The organism is Fundidesulfovibrio magnetotacticus (genome assembly GCF_013019105.1).
Classification (GTDB): domain Bacteria; phylum Desulfobacterota; class Desulfovibrionia; order Desulfovibrionales; family Desulfovibrionaceae; genus Fundidesulfovibrio; species Fundidesulfovibrio magnetotacticus.
In genome coordinates this window covers 54580-74470 of the sequence record NZ_BLTE01000010.1, presented here as the reverse complement: position 1 = coordinate 74470, position 19891 = coordinate 54580, and the positions used below count along the sequence as shown (strand labels likewise).

The 19891-nt window shown below is 68.3% G+C and carries 14 protein-coding genes, 1 tRNA gene and 1 other RNA gene; 6 read left to right on the top strand and 10 right to left on the bottom strand.

All coding sequences use genetic code 11. The features are described from left to right. Window positions 1–34 precede the first annotated feature (34 nt). From cysS to NNJEOMEG_RS11620, 7 genes are all read right to left on the bottom strand, one after another. Window positions 35–1492, bottom strand: coding sequence for a cysteine--tRNA ligase (gene cysS / locus NNJEOMEG_RS11650; protein ID WP_173084608.1), 1458 nt, complete (start codon window positions 1490–1492; stop codon window positions 35–37). 158 nt (window positions 1493–1650) lie between these two features. Beyond that, window positions 1651–2877, bottom strand: coding sequence for a 2-C-methyl-D-erythritol 4-phosphate cytidylyltransferase (ispD, locus tag NNJEOMEG_RS11645; protein ID WP_173084606.1), 1227 nt, complete (start codon window positions 2875–2877; stop codon window positions 1651–1653). An 11-nt stretch (window positions 2878–2888) separates the two neighbouring features. Beyond that, window positions 2889–3256: RNase P RNA component class A (gene rnpB / locus NNJEOMEG_RS11640), an RNA gene on the bottom strand. A gap of 68 nt (window positions 3257–3324) precedes the next feature. Continuing rightward, on the bottom strand, window positions 3325–4080 hold the full coding sequence (locus NNJEOMEG_RS11635) for a zinc ribbon domain-containing protein (RefSeq protein ID WP_173084604.1): 756 nt from the start codon (window positions 4078–4080) through the stop codon (window positions 3325–3327). A 118-nt stretch (window positions 4081–4198) separates the two neighbouring features. After that, the gene (locus NNJEOMEG_RS11630; protein WP_173084602.1) at window positions 4199–5221 is read right to left on the bottom strand and encodes a Nif3-like dinuclear metal center hexameric protein; all 1023 of its coding nucleotides are present in this window, start codon (window positions 5219–5221) and stop codon (window positions 4199–4201) included. A 127-nt stretch (window positions 5222–5348) separates the two neighbouring features. Continuing rightward, window positions 5349–5424: transfer RNA gene (locus NNJEOMEG_RS11625), tRNA-Ile, on the bottom strand. A 73-nt stretch (window positions 5425–5497) separates the two neighbouring features. After that, the gene (locus NNJEOMEG_RS11620; protein WP_173084600.1) at window positions 5498–6406 is read right to left on the bottom strand and encodes an NAD(P)/FAD-dependent oxidoreductase; all 909 of its coding nucleotides are present in this window, start codon (window positions 6404–6406) and stop codon (window positions 5498–5500) included. A 434-nt stretch (window positions 6407–6840) separates the two neighbouring features. Between NNJEOMEG_RS11620 and NNJEOMEG_RS11615 the strand changes: the two genes are divergently transcribed. Together NNJEOMEG_RS11615 and NNJEOMEG_RS11610 are read left to right on the top strand one after the other, a co-directional pair. Further along, complete coding sequence (locus NNJEOMEG_RS11615; RefSeq protein ID WP_173084598.1) at window positions 6841–7074, top strand: hypothetical protein; 234 nt, start codon at window positions 6841–6843, stop codon at window positions 7072–7074. An 8-nt stretch (window positions 7075–7082) separates the two neighbouring features. Continuing rightward, entirely contained in the window at window positions 7083–8084 is a 1002-nt protein-coding gene (locus tag NNJEOMEG_RS11610; RefSeq protein WP_173084596.1) for a DUF6976 family protein, read from the top strand. A gap of 98 nt (window positions 8085–8182) precedes the next feature. On the opposite strand, the gene NNJEOMEG_RS11605 is transcribed toward NNJEOMEG_RS11610, so the two are convergent. Further along, window positions 8183–9028, bottom strand: coding sequence for a glycosyltransferase family 2 protein (locus NNJEOMEG_RS11605; RefSeq protein ID WP_173084593.1), 846 nt, complete (start codon window positions 9026–9028; stop codon window positions 8183–8185). 103 nt (window positions 9029–9131) lie between these two features. Here NNJEOMEG_RS11605 and NNJEOMEG_RS11600 point away from each other — a divergent pair, with 103 nt between their 5' ends. Then, a complete protein-coding gene (locus NNJEOMEG_RS11600; RefSeq protein WP_173084592.1) occupies window positions 9132–11414 on the top strand; it encodes a Rossmann fold nucleotide-binding protein in 2283 nt (760 codons plus the stop codon). 124 nt (window positions 11415–11538) lie between these two features. Here NNJEOMEG_RS11600 and NNJEOMEG_RS11595 read toward each other — a convergent pair whose 3' ends face one another. After that, on the bottom strand, window positions 11539–11949 hold the full coding sequence (locus NNJEOMEG_RS11595) for a TrmO family methyltransferase domain-containing protein (RefSeq protein WP_173084590.1): 411 nt from the start codon (window positions 11947–11949) through the stop codon (window positions 11539–11541). 198 nt (window positions 11950–12147) lie between these two features. On the opposite strand from NNJEOMEG_RS11595, the gene NNJEOMEG_RS11590 reads away from it, so the two are divergent. The 3 genes from NNJEOMEG_RS11590 to NNJEOMEG_RS11580 all read left to right on the top strand — a co-directional run bounded on the left by NNJEOMEG_RS11590 (window position 12148) and on the right by NNJEOMEG_RS11580 (window position 17887). Further along, window positions 12148–13293, top strand: a complete 1146-nt coding sequence (locus NNJEOMEG_RS11590) for an ABC transporter substrate-binding protein (protein WP_173084588.1) — start codon at window positions 12148–12150, stop codon at window positions 13291–13293. 6 nt (window positions 13294–13299) lie between these two features. Continuing rightward, window positions 13300–16188 (top strand): ATP-binding protein, encoded by a 2889-nt coding sequence (locus tag NNJEOMEG_RS11585; protein ID WP_173084586.1) that lies wholly within the window; start codon window positions 13300–13302, stop codon window positions 16186–16188. A gap of 70 nt (window positions 16189–16258) precedes the next feature. After that, window positions 16259–17887, top strand: coding sequence for a glycosyltransferase (locus NNJEOMEG_RS11580; RefSeq protein ID WP_173084584.1), 1629 nt, complete (start codon window positions 16259–16261; stop codon window positions 17885–17887). A gap of 144 nt (window positions 17888–18031) precedes the next feature. Here the strand turns inward: NNJEOMEG_RS11580 and NNJEOMEG_RS11575 are convergent, their stop codons facing one another. After that, window positions 18032–19744, bottom strand: a complete 1713-nt coding sequence (locus NNJEOMEG_RS11575) for an FAD-dependent oxidoreductase (RefSeq protein ID WP_173084582.1) — start codon at window positions 19742–19744, stop codon at window positions 18032–18034. Window positions 19745–19891: the final 147 nt, after the last annotated feature.

Below are 19891 nucleotides of genomic sequence, written 5' to 3'. Positions count from 1 at the left end.
GGAGATTCCGGCCATTCGGCCCCCCCAAGGGGCGCTACGCTACGTCCCAGACGGCCCCGACGGGGGTGTCCTTCACCTCCACGCCCATGGCGGCCAGTTCGTCGCGGATGGCGTCGGAGCGGGCGAAGTCCTTGTCCTGGCGGGCCTGCTTGCGCTGGGCCAGCAGGTCGTCCACTTTGGAGGACTCGATGCCCTTGCGTGCGGCCCTGGAGTCGCGCAGGTCGGCCAGGAAGCGGGCCGGTTCGCTGCCGAACACGCCCAGGATGGCGGCGTAGCGGGCGAAGCCGCCCCGGATGCGTTCGAGAATCGCCTTGCCGCCCTGGCTCTTGCGCAGGGCCTTGTCTTCCATCACGCGCCCGGCCAGGCGCACCATGCCGAAGATGTGGCCCAGTGCGGCGGCGGTGTTCAGGTCGTCCTCCATGGACTGGTCGAAGTCCTTTTCCAGGCCGTCCAGCTCGGCGAGCAGTTCGGCCGGGGCGGCGTTGGCGGACCATTTGGTTCCGGCCAGCGCATCGTCCATCTGGGCCAGGGCCGCGTAGATGCGGCGGATGCCCTTCTCGGCCTCGTCCAGGGCTTCGGTGGAGTAGTCCAGGGGCGAGCGGTAGTGGGCGGCCACCAGGAAGAAGCGCAGCACCTCGGGCAGGCAGTAGCCGAAAATGTCGCGGATCGTCACAAAATTATTCAACGATTTCGACATTTTTTCAGAATTGATCTGCACGAAGCCGTTGTGCACCCAGAAGCGGGCGAAGTCCTTTCCGGTGGCGGCCTCGGTCTGGGCGATCTCGTTCTCGTGGTGGGGGAAGACGAGGTCCTGGCCGCCGCCGTGGATGTCCAGGGGCAGGCCCAGGAGGTCTTCGCTCATGGCGGAGCACTCCAGATGCCAGCCGGGGCGTCCCGGCCCCCAGGGGCTCTCCCAGGTGGGCTCGCCGGGCTTGGCGGCCTTCCAGAGGGCAAAGTCCAGGGGGTCCTCCTTTTCCTCTCCCGGGGCCACGCGCGCGCCGCTCTGGAGCTCTTCCAGGTTGCGCCCGGAAAGCTTGCCGTAGGGCTTGAAGGCCCGCACGCGGAAGTACACGTCGCCAGAGGGCGTTGCGTAGGCGAATCCGGTGTCGATGAGGTGCTGCGCCAGCTGGAGCATTTCCCCGATGTAGCGGGTGGCGCGGGGCTCCATGTCGGCGCGCAGGATGCCCAGGCGGTCCATGTCTTCGTAGAAGGCGGCGATGTACTTCTCCGAGACCGCCTCGGAGGAAAGCCCTTCCTCCTGGGCGCGCTTGATGATCTTGTCGTCCACATCGGTGAAGTTGCGGGCGAAGCGCACCTCCAGGTCCTTCGAGCGCAGGTAGCGCACGAGCACGTCGAAGACCACGGCCGAGCGGGCGTGGCCGATGTGGCAGTAGTCGTAGGCGGTGATGCCGCAGACGTACATGTTCACCCGGCCTTCGTGGGCGGGCGTGAAGGGTTCCTTGGCGCGCGTGAGGGTGTTGTAAAGCTGCATTGCTGGTCCTTGAAGAGCTTGGAGGTCGGGGGAATCAGGTTGCAGAGCGGGGGGCAAAAGTCAAGGCGCGCCGGGCTTCCGGGTGGTGGAGCGAGCACGCTGCACGCACTTTACCTTTTTATTTCAATATTTTGCCATGGAATCCCTTGCGCGGCGGATCAGTCCGCGCGGGGGGCTCCGGTCTCCACCGCGGTGGCCGTGGCGTAGGCCTTGATGCCCTGCTTGCGGCCCGTGAAGCCGAGCTTTTCCTCGGTGGTCGCCTTCACGTTGACGCGCTCCGGGGCAAGGCCCAGCAGCCCGGCCACGTTGCGCCGGATGTGCTCCCGGTGCGGCCCCACCTTGGGGACCTGGGCCACCACGGTGAGGTCCACGTGCACCAGCGCGAGCCCCGCGGGCGCGAAGCGGGCCAGGATCTCGGCCACCAGCACGGAGCTTGCGGCCCCGGAGAGGGAGGGGTCCGTGTCCGGGAAGTGCTGGCCGATGTCGCCCAGGCAGAGGCAGCCCAGGAGGGCGTCTGCCAGGGCGTGCAGGAGCACGTCGCCGTCGGAGTGGGCCAGCACGCGCGGCGCGCCGGGGATGGGCGCGCAGCCCAGGACCATGGGCCGGGCGTTGGGGGCGTCGGCCTCGGCCTCGGAGGCGTAGCGGTGCACGTCGTAGCCGAAGCCCACGCGGGGCAGGGCGGCCGGGACCCGGGCCGGGGCGAGCAGGCGCAGGTCTTCCGGAGTGGTGATCTTCACGTTGGCTTCCGAGCCTTCCACCACGGACACGGGCAGGCCCAGGGCCTCCACGAGGCCCGCGTCGTCGGTGACGGTGAGGTTTTCGCGCCGGGCCAGCGCGAACCCGGCGCGCAGGGCTTCCAGTTCCACGCCCTGTGGGGTCTGCACGGCCCTGAGGCTGGCGCGCTCGGGCGTGGCGACCACCACGCCCTGGGCGTCCACCTGCTTCACGGTGTCCTTGACGGGCACGGCGGGAATGACGGCCTTGGCCCCGGATCGCAGGGCCTCCAGGACCCGTGCGGCCACGTCCGGGGTGACGAAGCAGCGCGCCGCGTCGTGCACGAGCACGTGGGTGCACTCCCGGGGCAGGGCGGAGAGGGCGTTCTCCAGTGAATCCTGGCGGCGCGCGCCGCCGTGGACCACGCGCCGGTCGAGCCCGAGGGGCGCTGACGCGTCGAGGGTGTCGACGGCCTCGCGGGCCGCGTCCAGTTCGTCGGGAGGGAAGACGAAGACGATGCCGGAGACGCCCGCGCAGCGGGCCAGGGCCTGGGCCGAGCGCCAGAACACGGGCGAGCCGCCCGCGTCCAGGAACTGTTTTTTCGCGCCGCCCGAGGCGGCTGCCAGCCGGGAGCCGCTGCCGGCGGCGAGAAGGACGATCCAGGTGTTCATGATGAAGGTGTAAGGGGAGCCGGACGTAAGCCGGATTCTGTAACCGCCCCTTGCGGGACGGCGGCTGTCATTCCTCTAGGACGGCGGTTGCCCGCCGCCTCCAGCAACCTACCCGGAAGCTCGGCCGGGCCGGCCTCGAACGCTTCCCTATTTGGTCTTGCTCCGGACGGGGCATGCCTAGCTTGCCGCGTCACCGCGGCAACTGGTGGGCTCTTACTCCACCGTTTCACCCTTACCGGCCGGGTGGACCCGGCCGGCGGTTTGCTTTCTGTGGCGCTTCTCCGGGGATCGCTCCCCCTGGGGGTTACCCAGCGTCCTGCCCTGCGGAGTCCGGACTTTCCTCCCCGGGTTTCCCCGCGGCGACAGCCTGTCCGACTCCCCGAACCTTCAGAAGCCCCCGGTCCGGGCGCGTCCGCCTCGGTGTGCGTCCGGCCGGGGGATAACAAACTAGGCCTTGGCGTCCTTGCCCTCTTCGGGGGTCGTCTGGGGGGCGATGTGCTGCACCCAGAAGATCAGGCGCTGGCAGTTGGGGCAGGAGAGGATCTGCTGGCCCTTCTGCAGCTCGATGAAGGCCTGGGGCGGAATGGAGATGTTGCAGCCCGCGCACACGCCCTGATCCACGGAGACGATGACCGGGTTGGGCAGACGCGAGCGGATGAACTCGTAGCGGGAGAGGATGGGCGGCGGCAGGACCTTGCAGGCCTCCTTGCGCTGCCCGGCCAGCACGTCCAGGCGCTTGCGGGCGGCCTGCATGCGCTCGTCGAGCCCGGCGCGGGCCACTTCCAGCTCCTTGCTCACGGCCTCGGCCTTGGCGGTCACTTCCTGTTCGGCGCTGGTCTGGCGCTCCAGCTCCTCGGCGAAGGCGGCCTTCTCCTCGTCGCGGGAGCGGTTGAGCTTCTCCAGGTTGTCCATCTCGCGCACCATGGCGTGGTATTCCTTGGAGTTGCCCACCATCATCATCTTGCTTTTGGACTTGCGCAGGCGGACATGGTCTTCTTCCATGTCGTTTTCCAGGCGCTTGAGCTGGTCGGTGAGGTAGCCCAGCTTTTCGAGCACCACGTTGCGCGCGGTCTCGGCATCCTGGTGCCTCTTCTCCAGGCTCTGGATCTCCTGGGGCGCGTTGTCCAGCTCGGTGCGCAGCGTGAGGATTTCGCCGTCGATGCGCTGGAGCATCACCAACTGTTCGATCTGCTTGTGGTACATTGCCGTCTCCAGGCGCCCGAAGCGCCCCTGGCTTATGTCCCCCGAGGCGTGGCGCCGCCGGGATGATTCTCTACCGACACGAGGTCGCAAGGCCGGGAAACGAAGCCCCGGCGGTCCGTCACGAAGGTCTGAGCGCCGCCCGCAGGGGGTCAGGGCTCTCGAAAAAGCGAACTTCCAATTCCTGGCCGCGCGTCTCGTCGGCGAGACGACCGGCGAACCGACGCATCATCTCCTGCTCCAGCACGTGGTGGCCGCAGTCCACGGTGAGCCCCAGGGGAGCCAGGTCCAGGGCGAAGTGATGGGGCACGTCGCCCGTAAGGAACACGTCCGCGCCCAGGGCGAAAGCCCTGGCCCCGCAGGACGCGCCGGACCCGGTGCAGTAGGCCACGCGCTCCACCCTGGCGGCGGCTTCGCCCGCGAAGGAGAGGAAGGCCCGGGGCAGCAGCCGCCAGAGTTCGGCAAGGAAATCGTCCCAGCCCATGGGGGAGGGCAGTCGGCCGACGATGCCGTAGCCGTATGGCTCGGAGGGCTCGACCAGGGACACGGCCCCGGCCATGGACGAAACGTCCGGGCAGGCCTGCAGGGCCGCGCGCAAGGCGGGCCAGTGGGGCTCGGGGCAGGAGAAGGCCTGGGGGGCGTGGCGCAGGGCGTCGCGGTCGAAGTGGAGGCGGTCCACGTCCAGGCCCTCGGGCAGCTGAAAGGCGTCGAAGCCGTCCATGGCCACTTCCTTGTAGAAGGCCATGACGCGGCGGGTTTCGCCCTGGGGGTCCACCACGGCGCGCTCCGAGAGGCCCAGCTCGTCGGCCAGCCATGCGGCGGGGCCGCCGGGGGCGCAGTCGAGCGAGGTGTGGGCCGCGTAGAGCCAGGCATCGCGTCCGAGCAGGAGCTTGAGCGCCTCGCGGTGGGCGTCGCGGCGGTCCGGCAGGCGCGGGGTTTTGCCCAGGGGGTGGTGGGTGAGCACGGCCTGCGCGCCCCAGTCCAGGGCCTGGGCCAGGGTGGCGGGCAGGGGGTCCAGGGCCACGGCCAGCCGGGAGGCCTTGCCGTGAGCGCCGGCCACCTGGACGCCGCAGCGGTCCCAGGAGGCGGCCATGCGCGGCGGAGCGAGGCGCTCGACGAGTGCGAAGAGATCTGTGATGTTCATTGCGCAAAAAGGAAGGCGCTTTCCGGGTAGACCCCTGGGAAAGCGCCTTGATGCCTGCAGTTGGTGCGCCGGGCGCGGGATTGATTCAAGGTGCGGAAAATCGGCAAGTGCTGGTCCTCGATGCGAGTGGTGGGCCCACCAGGATTCGAACCTGGGACCACCCGGTTATGAGCCGGAAGCTCTGCCAACTGAGCTATAGGCCCCTCCAGCTCAAGTCTGAATCTGGATTCATACGCTCCATTTTAAAGACGTGTCAAGAATTTTCGCGCCGCATCTTCACCGTTTGCCCCCGCCCGGGCAGCTGGACTTGAGCCATGCGATGGCCGAGCGTCCGGCCAGCGCGCCTTCTCCTACGGCCACGGCGATCTGCAGGAAGCCCCCGGTGCAGTCCCCGGCGGCGAACACGCCCTCGATGTTGGTCTTCATGTCCCGGTCGGTTTCCAGAAAGATGCCGCTGCGCGCCACGCCCAGGGTGTAGGCGAAGTCCGTGGACGAGGCTTCGCCCATGGCGATGAAGAGGCCGGAAATCTCGATGCGGCGGCCGTCGGCAAGGCGCACGGCCGTCAGGCCGGGATCGCCCTCCAGGGATTCCACGGCCGCCTCGATCACCTCGATGCCCGCCCTGGCCAGGCGTTCGCCGTATTCCGGGGGGATGGCCGAGGGCTTGCCCAGGGTGCAGATGCGCACGTCCGGGGTGTAGGCCAAAAGCTCCAGGGCCTGGTTGGCGGCGAAGAGCCCCTCCCCGGCCACCATCACGGGCTTGCCCCTGTGGAAGAAGCCGTCGCAGGAGACGCAGTAGGAGACGCCCTTGCCCTCGTAGTCCGCCAGCCCTTTGATCTTCGGGCGGTTGCGCGCCGCGCCCGTGGCCAGGATCACGGCGCAGGCGTCGTATTCGCCCTGGTCGGTCTTCACGTGGAAGCGCCCGTTGTCGCCGTGGTGCACTCCCAGGACCTTCTCCTGGCGGATCTCGGCCCCGAAGCGCTGGGCCTGGAGGCGTCCGCGCGCCATGAGGTCGCGCCCGGAGATGGTGTCCTCGAAGCCGAAGTAGTTGTCGATGTCGTAGTCGCCCGCGATTTTCGGGTCGCTGCCGAGCACGAGGGTCCTCATGCCGGCCCGGGCGGTGTAGATGGCGGCCGAGAGCCCGGCGGGGCCCGCGCCGATGATCAGGCACTGAGCGTCTTGCATGCGCGTGTCTCCGGTGGATGGTCCTGGTGTGGGACGGCGGGCAGCGCCGTCCGCGAACCTCTCATATAATCCTCCCGCGCATTCTGGGAAGCACTTGCAGGCGAACAGAGCACCCGGCGAACAGGAACACGAAATGTCGCCCGTTCGTGACCTCTCAGCCACGCTCCGCATCAAAATGACCCGAATCCGTACAATCCAGGCACGCCGGAGAGGGAGGATATCCTCCCGAATTTACGAGGCTTCGTGCGGCACACGTGGTGAGGACCGTATCCATTTGTCCCTCCCGGAAGGGGGCACTTCGCCCCATGCGCACGCAACACACTGAACATACATGCTTTTTCATTGTGGTTTGGTCCTTGCTTTTCTGCCGTCCAGCCGGGGCCGTGGGGTTCACCCGGCGGCTCCCGAGCATTCCGCAACGCAAGGAGGTTGGCATGAGTCTTCCCGCGAAGAGCAGCAAACAATGGCAGGACGTGGTGACCGGAAAGAAGGCCTACGAGCTGAAGTTCCTCGCCGCGAAGATTCTTCTTGGGCGTCTGACGCGAAGCCTGAGCGAGAACCCGTCTCCCGACAACGTCAAGGCGGGCATCGACCAGCTGTACGACGTCTACGCCAAGAACAGCCACATCCCCAGCGTCCAGGACGACCTGAAGACCATCTTCGGCTAGGAGGACCCATGAGCCAGCAACTGATGTCCCTCGAAACGGCCTCCACGGCCATCGCCTCCGGGCGCAAACTGATCCTGGCGGGCGACGAGCAGGCCCTGAACCGCCTGCCCAAAGGTTCCTGGATCGCCGGAACCATCCCCTATTTCATCACCAACGAGCAGGGCGGCCTTTCAACCCGCGAGCAGGTGTTCGCCACCGACATCACGGACATCGCCACGTCCCTGGAGATCAAGGCCTACGATCAAAACTCCTTGAGCCACGTCTATTCGGACGGCCCGGACAACGGCTTCAGCTTCATCCTCATCCCGGCAATGAGCAAGGCCCATCTCTCCTTCGCGCTCAACGCCCCAAATTACAAGGACTTCGGCACAGTACCCCTCATCGGCTGGATCGCGGGCGTGCACCTGGACGACCTGGGCAAGCGCACGCCCAAGGTCTACAACGGGCAGACGGGCGAGTTCCTGGAGGAGGGCGCGCTGGTGCTCTCGGCCACGCTGCCCCCGGGCAAGGCGGCCGAAATCGGCATCGTGAACCTTTTCGAGCAGGGCGAGGGCGACACGCTCACCTTCCCGGAAACCGGATTCGCCACCAAGGACGTGCTCGTCAACGGCGAACGCCGCAACTTCGCGGCCTATCTGGTGAAGAACCGCCTGGACACCAAGCTCCCCCTGGTGGCCGACTACTACGGGGCCCTGGTGAACATCAGCTTCCAGGGCATCGACGAGGCCGACGGAGAGGTGAAGTTCTACGCCCCCGTGTTCACCGGCATCCGCTACAAGCACGCCCGCCCCGTGCCGGACTACGCCGCACAGTTCACCGGCAAGCTCTGTTCGGCCTGCAACATCCAGCCCGCCAACTTGGTGTTCTCCTGCAACTGCATCCTGAACTACCTCTATTCCGAGCTGGAAGGCAAAAAGACCGAGCCCTTCAGCGGTCCCGCCACCTTCGGCGAGATCGCCTACCAGCTGCTCAACCAGACCCTGGTCTACCTGGAAGTCCACGAGATCTGAGCCCTTCCGGCCGTCGCCCCCCGCGTGGGGGGCGATGGCCCCGGCAGGTTCCGTTTTCGGGCGGGAGGCGCGGTCCGGCCGCACGCAAGCCGGGCCTCTCAGCCCTCCCGGCGCGCCCGGGCCGTACGCAGGGCGGCCCAGGCGTCGCGCAGGGCGCGCACGTCCTCCTCGCGGGGGATCACCCCCCTCGCCAGGGGCTGCGCCCAGGGCTTGCCCTCCAGAAGGGCCTTGGCCCAGCGCCGGGTCTCGGGCGGGAAGAAGCCCGGGGTGGCGGCCACGATGGCGGCCTTGGCCCGGCCGTCGCGCGCCTCGGCCCGGCTTGAGAAACCGACGCCGTGGCGCATGTGCACGTAGAGGGCCTCGGGCACGCGGGCGAAGCGGAAGCCACCGTGGGCGGCGCGCACCCAGAAGTCCCAGTCCTCGTAGTCGGAGTGGTCCCGGAAGCCCTCCAACGCCAGGAACACCTCGCGGCGCATCATGCTGCCGATGCCCAGGATGTTCTGGGTGCGCAGGAGGGCGGGGTCGAAATCGGCCAGGCGCACGATGCGGCTGTCCTCGGGGGAGCGCTCCTCGTAGTCGCAGGCGACCACCTGGGCGCCGCGCTCCAGGGCCTCCAGGCAGGCTTCCAGATAGCGGGGCAGGAGCAGGTCGTCGGCGTCGAGAAACAGCAGGGGGTCGGCGGCCCCGGCGAGGTCGAAGCCCGCGTTGCGCGTGCGCGCGGGGTGGCCAAGCGGCCCCACGGCCCGGGCCTCGAAGCGCGCGAAGGGCAGGGCGCTTCCCAGCGCGCGGGCCTTCTCCAGGGAGCCGTCGGAGCTCGCGTCGTCGGCGAAGACGCACGCCACGCGCTGAAGGCCCACGGTCTGGGCCGCCAGGGAAGCGAAGAGCCCGGGCAGGCGCGGACCGTAGTCGCGGTTGGAGATCACCACGCCTATCAGGGAAACCACGGGTCCACCTCAGGCGCCGCGGCGGGGTTGTTGCACTGGTGGGCGAATCACGCTAACCAGTCTATCCCTTTTCAACCGCCATGCAAAGGACCCGGACCACGGCATGAAACTCGCTCCCTTCGTCACCGGAGACGGCCAGCTCGTCGAAGCCAGCGTCATCCATTTCAACCAGGACCTCGCCGCGCCCCAGCTTTTCGGGACCATGCGCTTCAGCCACGTCTCCGATTCCCTGCGCGGCCTCGTGCGCGACATCGCCGGGCGGGCCAAGAGTGAATCGCGCCCGCTGGAAGACTTCCTGGACGTGAGCGGGCGCAGCGGCCATTCGCGCATCGGCATCGACATCCACCTGAGCGAGGGAGAGCCCCACGTTTCGGACAAGACCAAGACCATCGAACTTCCGGTGGTGGTTTCGGCGCTCAACCGCCACCTGGCCGAGTCCCTTTCCGACCTCCAGGCCCTGGCAAGCCGCACCCCCGTGGACATAGGCCGCCTTTTCGTGCCCCTCTCGGACCACCTTTCACGCGAGGAGGTCCTCAAGGCCCTGGAGCGCGAGGAACTGCTGCTGAGCGAGGGCCACGAGATCGGAGCCGACGGCGTGCTGGAAGTGCCCCTGGAGAACGTGCGCTACATCCTCTCCCAGCGGCTCATCTCCATCCCCAACAATTTCGCGGAGATGATCGTGCGCGGCAAGCATGGCCTGGCCATGTTCCAGCAGCCAGCGCCCTCGGGCCTGCCCGAGGAGTTCGGCCCCAAGGAATTCATGGTGAGCGCCCTGCGCATTTCGCTGGGGCCTTACACGGCTTTCATCTCGCGCAATCTCAACCGCCCCGGCGTGTTCCACCTGGCCTCGCGCCTGCTCGACGGCGTGCGCACCACGGGCATCGACACCCTGCGCCAGGCCGAAATCTACAACCGCGGCGACGATCCCGTGCCCTTCCGCGACCTGCGCCTGCGCATCAAGCTCTATCCGGCCGACGAGCGCGTGAGCGCCATCACCACCCGGGTGCTCAAGCCCGGCAAGGCCACGGCCATCCTGGCCCGGGGCGTGGACTTCGCGGAAATCACCGACATCTTCAACGCCGAGGCCTGCCGCGCCCTCTTCGACGAGATCTCGGCCGCGCCCGGCGGCGGCGGGCTCTACGGACGCATCATGATGCCCGGACGCATCGTGACCATCCCCTGGGAGCAGGAGGACAACCGCTGGATTCCGGAATTCCAGTGGCGCCTGGTCTACGAGTGCGCCCGGGGCAACGTGCCCGAGTCCATCCTCACGGGCGAGGAGATCCCCAAGCGTTTCAGGAACTTCCTGCACGACCTCAAATACGTGGGCGGCGAGCAGAGCCTCTCCAAGGTGTTCGTCAGCGACTCCCTGCCGCCCGTGGACGCCCTGCGCGTGCTCAAGCGCAACGGCGTGGGCGTCGTGGTGATCCGCAGCATCAACATGCGCGGATCGCGCAACGGCGGCAATCCGGAATACTACCTGGACCAGTCCTCCTACGAGGAGATCAACCGCCTCTGGCGCGAGGGCATGCGCTTCTACATGATCTTCGCCCAGGACGAGGCCTGCCACGTGCGCGAATTCAACAGCGGCTTCTGGGTCTCCGCCGAGGGCAAGGAGCGCCTGGGCCGCCTGCACACCACGGCGGCGCTCTTCGGCTCCGTGGTGGACGAGTTGAAGCCCATCCTCATGCCCCAGTTCGAGGAGTTCTTCGCCGCCCTGGCCGCCGATCCCCGCCTGGGCGAGGGCCTGGCCATCGCCCACGGTTCCGGCCCGGGCGTCATGAAGGCCGCGGACGACGCCGCCGCGCGCCACGGCATCTACCGCATCGGCGTGGGCATCGACGGCGAGAAGATCGGCCAGCGCACCAACTTCTCCCCCGAGGCCGTGGTGCAGTTCGTGAACATCGCCCTGAACACCCGCCAGGACATCCTGGACCGGCGCAGCCTCTTCAAGGTGTTCAACGTGGGCGGCTACGGCACGAGCTACGAGGTGAACATGGCCCTCACCTTCATGAAGATCGGCCACTGCCTCCCGGCCCCCTACGTCTTCGTGGACCCCCTGGGCCTGGGCGGCGAGGGCGGGCATCTCTGGCGCAAGTCCATCGAGCAGTTCCAGGAGCTTTCCTCGGCCCACAAGACAGGCCAGGCCGAGATACCTCCCCTCGGCCCCATGTGGGTGGTCAACTGCTGCCACCTGGTGCGCTCCTACCCCGAGGCCCTGACCGTGATCCGCGCCTTCCTGGACGACCCGGCCGCCTACTGGAGCGGGGCGGGCATCGACATCGCCAAAGTGCTGGAGGCGCGCGACAACCTGGCCCGCGCGGGGGTGGTCATCCCGCCCTACATCGTCCAGGCCCTGGCCCCCTACGATCGCAAAGACGCCTGAGCGCGCCGGGCCGCCTTGCGGTCCGGCCCCTCCGGCGGGGGCTGCCCCCTTGCGCCGCCGGGACTTCCGGCCGGGCGCTCCCGTCGCGTGCTGGACCGGCAGGCCCGGGGCAGGAGCGCCGGGGTCAGCCCCGGTCCCTGTCCGGGCCGATCCAGGGTTTGATGTCAAGAAGCGGCGTGCCGTCGAGCATGTCCACCCCCCGGAAGACCAGGGCCGAAGGCTCCACGGCCGTCACCTCCACCACGCTCTCGCCCAGGCGCGAAGGCCTGCGCGGCGAACGCGAGGCGAACACACCGCAGACGCGCCCCGTGCTCCGGGTCGTCGTGGTCAGTTCCGTGCGCCGCGCCTTGTGGAAGCGGAAGGTGAGCACCACGCGGTCGCCCGGGGCGATGCCCTTCAGCCCCGGGGCGAACTCGGGATACAATTCCGCGCGGCCCACGGCCTGCGGAGCGAGGTGGGCCTGGCGGGGGATGGCCTCCAGGGTGAAGTGGGGCGTGCGAAGAACCCCGATGACGGGAACGCGGACGAAGGGCATGGCCACCTCACGGCGGAGCAGGCAGGAACCCGCAGATTTCCCCTTCTCTAGCCCGGGCGGACGTTCACGGCAACCGGCTGGTCGCTCGCGATGCGTCGTGGACTTTACGACGAATATCTGTTTTCTTGGCAACCGAATCAGTTCTCCGGCACGCTTCCGCCTCAACCCGGCGCGTTTCGGCCGGTCCAAGGGTCCATCATGAAACTCGCCGCCCTCCTGTTCCTCGTCTTCCTGGCAGCCGGGACAGCCCAGGGCTTTGACCCCCCCGCCCCACCCGCCGGAAGACCGGATGGAGCCCCCTGGCGCATCGGCTACTACCAGGGCGGCGATTACAAGGACTATGCCCCGGTGCTCCGGTCCATCCTCCAGGGCCTGCATGAGGACGGCTGGATGCCCACCGACTGCGGCGAATGCTTCGACCCGCCGCGCGCGAACCGCGACGTATGGGCCTGTCTTTCCGCCTCGGACACCGGCCCATGGCTGCGCTTCGCGCCGGACGCCTTCTGGTCCTCCGAATGGGACAAGACCGTGCGCCCCGGCGTGCGCCGCGCGGCCATCGGCCGCCTCAAGACCAGCGACCTGGACCTCGTGCTGGCCATGGGAACCTGGGCCGGGCAGGACCTGGCAAACAACGAGCACCACGTGCCCATCCTGGTGGCCTCCTCCAGCAACCCGGTGTCTGCGGGCATCATCAAGAGCGCTTCGGATTCCGGCTTCGACCACGTGCACGCCCGGGTGGACCCCACGCGTTACGCGCGCCAGATCAGGCTCTTCCACAAACTCGCGGGCTTCAAGCGCCTCGGCGTGGTCTTCGAGGACACCCCAGAGGGCAGGACCTACGCAGGCATGGACCAGATCGCCCCACTGGCCGCCCAGCAGGGCTTCGCCATCGTGGAGTGCCACGCCCCCTTTTCCGGGGTGGACCTCGCGGCCTCCAAGGCCGCCGTGCTGGAATGCCACCGCCGCCTCGCCTCCGAAGTGGACGCCTTCTACCTGACCACCCACCGGGGCGTGGCCGAGGACAACCTCCAGGAACTCCTCGCGCCGCTCCTGGATCGGCGCATCCCCGTGTTCGCCATGGGCACGGACTTCGAAGTCCGCCGGGGCGCGCTGCTCTCCATGGCCCAGCCCGACTTCTACTGGTGCGGCGCGTTCTACAGCCGCACCCTCACGCGCATCCTCGCCGGTGCCGCGCCGCGCAGCCTCCCGCAGATTTTCGAGGACCCCCACAAGCTGGCCATCAACCTGAACACCGCGCGGCGCATCCAGTTTCACATCCCCGTGGAATACCTGGCCGAGGCCACGCTCCACGATGCCGAACCCGCCGCGAAACCCGCCCCCTGACAGGACATGACGGCGCACCTGTTCCCCAGGTCCTTCGCGGGCAAGCTCTTCCTGGTCATCCTTGCCTGTCTCGGGGCTTGCTCCGCAGGTCTGGCCCTGGTGGCCTGGAACGATCTCAACCGTGAAACCAACCGGGCCACGGAACGCGCGGCCATGGACCACCTGGACATCGTTCTGGCGGGCCTCAATGAGCGCTACGAAGAGTTCATGCGCTTCACCCTGGAGACGGTGGCCAAGCGGCGCGGCCAACTGAGCGCGGACGCCGCCCTGGCCGTCGTCACCATGGAGTCCTTCCGGGAGCTTGCCGATTCCGGGGCCTTGGCGGAAGAGGCGGCGCGCCGGTCCTGCCTGGGTCGCATCCAGACCATCCCCGCGTACTCGGAACTCTACGTGGTGGACGCGGCCACGCTGCAAGCCCTGGCCGCACCGCCGGGGGCCGGGCACCCCGTGCTGGCGGGTCTCACCGACCTGCGCGGCAACCTGGCTTTCGAAAGCCTTCGCCAGGAAACCCGCAAGAGCGACGGAGCCTTCTCCGTGATCCTGTGGGATGAAAACGACGAAACGAAGCGCTATCTCACCTACACGCGGTTCTTCGCCCCGTGGGGCTGGCTCGCGGTGGCCCGGCACTCCATCGACGACATCGAAACGGCCGAAACGGCCCGCAAGGACCGCCTCGCCGGGGAAATGAGCCAGATGACGGCCCGCCTGCGGCAACACCTGCCCCACCAGGTGTTCATCCTCGCCGGAGACGGTTCGGAGGTGGTCGCGCCTCCGGCGGATGTTCCTCCCATACGGGAACTCACCGACGAATCGGGCACGCCCCTGACCTGGAAGCTCCTGCGCGAGATCCAGCCCGGCGAGCCCGCCACCCTGCGCTGGAGGGAACCCTCGGGCCGTACGGTGGAAGCCCTGGTCTTCTCCGTCGCCTTCAAGCCCCTGGACTGGCGCGTGTACTACACCGTGGAGACCGCCGCGTTGCGCGCGGCGGGACTGGCCACGGCGACCAAGCAGGCCTTCATCGTCATGGCTTTCCTGGGAACCTTCGCCTTGCTGCTCTACTGGGTGCTGGCGCGCTCCACGCAGCCGCTGCGGGCCATGGCCGAGGCCTCGGCGGAGCTGCCGCGCGCGCGCTTCCGTCTGCCGAAGGGAATGCGCCGGGAACTGGCCGGCGCCTCGACGGGCAGCGACGAGATATCCACGCTGGCGCGCGCCTTCCTAGAAATGCACGAACGCCTCCAGGGCTACCTGGACGCCCTGGACAGCGCCAACCGGGAAAAGGAGGCCTACGCCCGCAGGCTCGAAATGCTCAACAGCGACCTGGACCAGACCGTGCGCGACCGCACGGCCGAACTCGACTCGGCCCTGGAAAAGGCCCGCCGCATGACCTCCGCCGCTCAGGCCGCCAACCGCGCCAAAAGCGAATTTCTGGCCAACATGAGCCACGAGATCCGCACGCCTCTCTCGGCCATCATCGGCCTGGCCGATCTCTCGCGCCGTTCGCGCGACCTGGGCAAGATCGAAGCCAATCTGGAGATGATCACCACCTGCGCCAGCTCGCTCCTGGGCATCATCGGCGAAGTGCTGGACCTCTCGCGCGTGGAAGCCGGAGAACTCCGGCTGGAGCGCAAAACCTTCGAGACGCGCCGGACCATCCTGGGCATGCTGGCCCCCCATGCCGCCGCCCTGCACGAACGCGGTCTCACCTTCGAACAAGACGTGCCGGAGGATCTTCCCCCCTGGCTCCAGGGCGATTCCCTGCGCCTGGGGCAGGTGGTGGACAATCTCCTGGGCAACGCCGCCAAGTTCACCCGCCAGGGGGAGATAGCGTTCTCGGTGCGCGTGGCCGCGCCGTCGGCGGATGGGAGGGTGGAGCTGCTCTTCCGGGTTTCCGACACCGGCCCGGGAGTGCCCCCGGGCATGGAGGAGTCCATCTTCGAGAGCTTCCGGCAAGGCGATTCAAGCTATTCCAAGGCCTACCAGGGCGTGGGCCTGGGGCTGGCCATCTGCCGCGAACTCACGCACCTCATGGAAGGACGCGTCTGGGTGGATGCCAGGCCGGGCGGAGGCAGCGTGTTCTCCTTTACGGCGCGCTTCGAGCTGGCCGCGCCGCCCGGCGCTGCATGTGCCGACACCTCCGTGCAACAACACGACGCCGCGTGCCTGAAAGTGCTCCTGGCGGAGGACAACGCCTCCAACCGCCACGTCTTCGGTGAGTTCCTTTCCAGCCTCGGGCACCGCGTGGTCCAGGTCGAGGACGGCCAGCAGGCCCAGGAGGCCCTGGCGCGCGGCGGCTTCGACCTGGCCCTGCTCGACGTGCAGATGCCCCGTGTGGACGGCGTGGAGGTGGTGCGCAGGCTGCGAGCAGGGCAATTCGGGGAGTCCGCCCGACGGATGCCCGTGATCGCCCTGACGGCCTACGCCATGACCGGAGATCGCGAACGTTTTCTGGACGCGGGCATGTCTGACTACCTGGCCAAGCCCGTGAGTCTGGACGCCCTGGACGCCGCCATCGCGCGCGCGTGCGGCGGGGCTCCGTCCCCTCAGGCGCTCTTGGCCCAGGCTGCGACGGCCCTGCGTCCCCTGATGGGCGAGGCTCTGGCCTACCTGCGCGAACGCGCGGCCCAAGCCCGGGTGGCCGTGGGCGAAGGGCGCATGGCGGAAGCGGCCCAGGCCGCTCACGACATCAAGGGCGTGTTCATGACCCTGGGCATCCCCGACCTGCCGGAGCGCACAGCCTCCTTGGAAACGGCCTGCCGCAAGGGCGACGCGCAAACGGCTGCGACACGCATCGGACAACTGCTGAACCTTCTGTTGCGAATGGAAGCCCAGGCCGCCCCCAAAACCCAACTCGCGTCGACGCGCTCAACGCCCCAGGATGAGCCCGCCGGACGCTGACCGGAACACACGGACACAACCCGCGCCCGGCGCGGCATGGCACGAACATCAAACACGCATGGAGCGACCCATGGCCAACCCCCTTTCCTTCGGGCAGGTGATGAACCCCGAAGAGGAGCTCAACGCGATCTCCTTCGAGGACGCCTGCGGCTACTACGCAGCCATCATCGACGGTTTCCAGGTGGATATGCTCCAATGCATCTCCTTCATCAACCGGATGCTGGGCGCGGGCGCGAGCACGCTGCCTCCCCAGGCGCGCGCGCTCCTGGCCCAGGCCGTGCGCGCGGCCGTGAGCCTCTCCCCCTTCGACACGGACATCCTCAGGCTCGCGGCCGGGCTGGGGTTGGCCCCAGGCGCGGAGACCGTGGTCAAGGTTCTGGACGCCACCCACGCCGCGCCCGAGGTCTTCGAGAAGGCCAGGCAGACGAACATCAAGTACCATTCCGAAGAAATCCAGGAGATGTGCCGGGAGGTGCTCAAGCGCCACCCCATGGCCGTGCGCTTCGCCGACATGCTGCTGACCGTGGCCCACCACAGGAGCGAGCAACCCGACGATGTCCTGGAGGGCTTCCGCTGCCCCAAGGTGCTGGAGCCCCTGTGGAGCAGGAGACTCTTCAACCACCATGCCTCCATGGGCGATGTCGAACGCGCCTGGCCCCTTTGGAAACGCGCGCGCTCCGTCGCGGCCGACGACCCCATCAGCCTGAGCCAGGCCGCCGAGATGTTCCACCGCCGGGGCGACACGGGAGAAGCCCTGGCCCACTACGCCCGCGCCGTGAAGCTGGACCCTCTCCAGCGGCCCTACGCCAGGCGCATGGAGGCCCTGCGCACGCCTTTCCAGCCCGATCACACCCTGGTGCGCGCAAAAAAGGTCTGCATCCTCCTTTACACCTGGAACAAGGCCGACATGCTGGGGGATACCCTGCAAAGCCTCGCCGGCTGCGACATCGGCCCGGCGTCCATCAAGGTGCTGCTCAACGGCTGCAAGGACCACAGCCGCGCCGTGGCCGAGAAGGCCCGCGCGCTCTTCGCGGACCGCGACTACGAGATCATCGACCTGCACGTGAACATCGGCGCTCCGGCCGCGCGCAACTGGCTCCTGGGCCTGCCCAGCGTGCAGGCCTGCGACTACGCGGCCTTCCTCGACGACGACGTGTACCTCCAGCCCGACTGGCTGGCTCACATGCTTACCGTGGCCGAATCGGACCCGAAGATTGGCAACGTGGGCTGCAAGGTGGTGTTCCCCGGCGAGTTCCCCATGCTGCAATACCTCTACCGCCATATGTCCATCGCCACGTCCGAAGGCGTCCGCGTGAGTCCCGGAGCGCCTTCGCAGCAGTACGATTTCGGGCTCTACGGCGTGATCAAGGAGACGAGCGTGGTCATGGGCTGCCAGCACCTGCTGCGCGTGGCCACCCTCAAGGATGCCCCAAGTTTCGACATCCGCTACAGCCCCTCCCAGGTGGACGACACCGACCACGACCTCCAGCTCTGCCTGGCAGGGTGGAAGGTGATGTACTGCGGCACCGTGACCTGCGTGCACCGCCAGACCTCCGGGGTTTCGGTGCGCAGCGTGCTGAGCATGTCTTCCCTTGGCAACATCACGGGCAACGACGTGAAGTTCCACTTCAAGTGGCTGGACCGCTGGGAGGAGATGAGACGGCTGCCCGGCGCGGCCCCGGGTTTTTGGAAGGGGTAGGGGAGGCGGAGGCCAGCCCGGAGCGGCGTGTGGTTGCCCCGGGCCGACAACGGATACGGGAGGCGCGACGCCGGACCTTACGGCGTCGCAAGGGTCACGTCCCGGCTGCCCCGTCTGGCCCTCGCCCGGCGCGATCCCCGGCGGCTAAGGCGCGGCGCCGAGACTGCCCAGCGCGGCCAGCCCTCCCTGAACGCTCGCCACGTCCTCCAGGCCCGACTCCTTGAGGGTCACAAGGGCTTCGTAGCTGCGCGCCCCCGTGTTGCAGACCACCACCACGGGCCTGTCGCGGGGGATCTCGTCCAGGCGCTCGCGGATGCGCCCCTGGGGAATGTTGTGCCAGCGTTCGCCCGCGCACGCCACGAGCTGCCTGGCGTCGGCCTCCTCCCGGCAGTCCAGGAAGTAGGGGCGCTCACCGTTTCCGTTGTTCCAGAGGCGCTCGAACTCGTCGGGACCCAGCACCGCGTTGCGCCCGGCCAGCACGTTGTCGGCCAGGTTGCCCAGGGAGTTGACGATGTCCATGGCCGAGGCGAAGGGGGGCGAGTAGGCCATCTCCAGATTGGAGAGATCGTCGATCACCGGGCGGTAGCGCAGCATGGCCGCCACGGCGTCCACACGTCCCACCAGGGCGTCCCCGGCCGAGCCGAACCCGAAGATGCCCAGGATGCGCCGCGTGCCCCGCTCAAAGACTAGCTCCAGGGTCATGGCCTCGCGGGTGGGGTAGAAGTGCGCGCGGTCGGGCTGCACGATGAGCACGCTCAGTGCGTCGAAGCCGCAGGTGCGGGCCGTTTCCAGCGTAAGGCCGGATCCGGCTACGGTCTTGTCGAAAAGCTTCACCACGAAGGAGCCCTGCGCCCCCTCGAACTGCGCGGCCCCGCCCGCCAGGTTGGTGCCGATCACCCGGCCCTGGCGGTTGGCCAGCGAGCCCATGGGCAGGTAGAAGGGATCGCCCGTGATGAGATGGCGCAGTTCCACGCAGTCGCCCCCGGCATAGATGCGCGCATCAGAGGTCTGGAGCCGCGCGTTGACCACTATGCCCCCGCGCGCCGACACGTCCAGCCCCGACGCGCGCGCCAGGCCCGCGTTGGGGATCACCCCGGCGGCCACGATCACCAGGTCGGCCTCCAGGCGGGAGGCGTCGGTGCGCACTCCGCACACGCGCCCGGCCTCGTTGCCAGTGAACTCGCGCACGCTCTCGCCCAGGTGGAAGCGCACGCCCTTGGAGCGCAAATGCCGGAGCGCCATGCGCGCCAGCACCGGCCCCACCACGCGCGGCAGAATCTGCGGGGCGATCTCCACCACGGAGGTCTCCACGCCCCACATGTCCGTGAGGGCCTCGGCCATCTCCAGGCCGATGAAGCCCGCGCCCACAACCACGGCCTTTTTCACGCGGCCTTTGGCCACGGCGTCGCGGATGCGTTCGGCGTCGTGCAGGTTGGCCACGTGGCGCACGCCCCCCAGGGTCTCGCCGGGCAGGCCCAGCCTGCGCGGCGTGGAGCCCATGGCGAGCACCAGCTTGTCGTAGGGCAGCCTGAGGGGCGTCTGGTCATTCAAGCGGCGCGCGTGCACCACCCGGGCCGAGCGGTCGATCTCCAGGGCCTCCACGCCCGTGAGCACGTCCACGCCTTTGGTGTCGCGGAAGAAGGCCTCGTCGCGCACCATGTGAAAGCTCGTGGAGCGCAGCGCCCGGGAGTCGGAGATGTCGCCGGAAACGAAGTAGGGGATGCCGCACCCGCCGTAGGAGATGAGCTCCTCGCGGTCGATCATGGTCACGCTGGAGCCGGGCTCCATGCGCTTGAAACGCGCCGCGGCCTTGGGACCCAGGGCCACGGCCCCGATGACGACGACATGCTGGGACATGGGATGCTCCCCGCGGGCCCGCTGTTCAGGACGGGCCTTGCGCTTTCGAGTTGTTTGGGCCAAACGAAACCCTGGCCGCGCGCCCGGATGCCGGAGACGCCAATCCCATGAGCGCCCGGGACGCACGGCCAGGCCCGTTCCACGGCC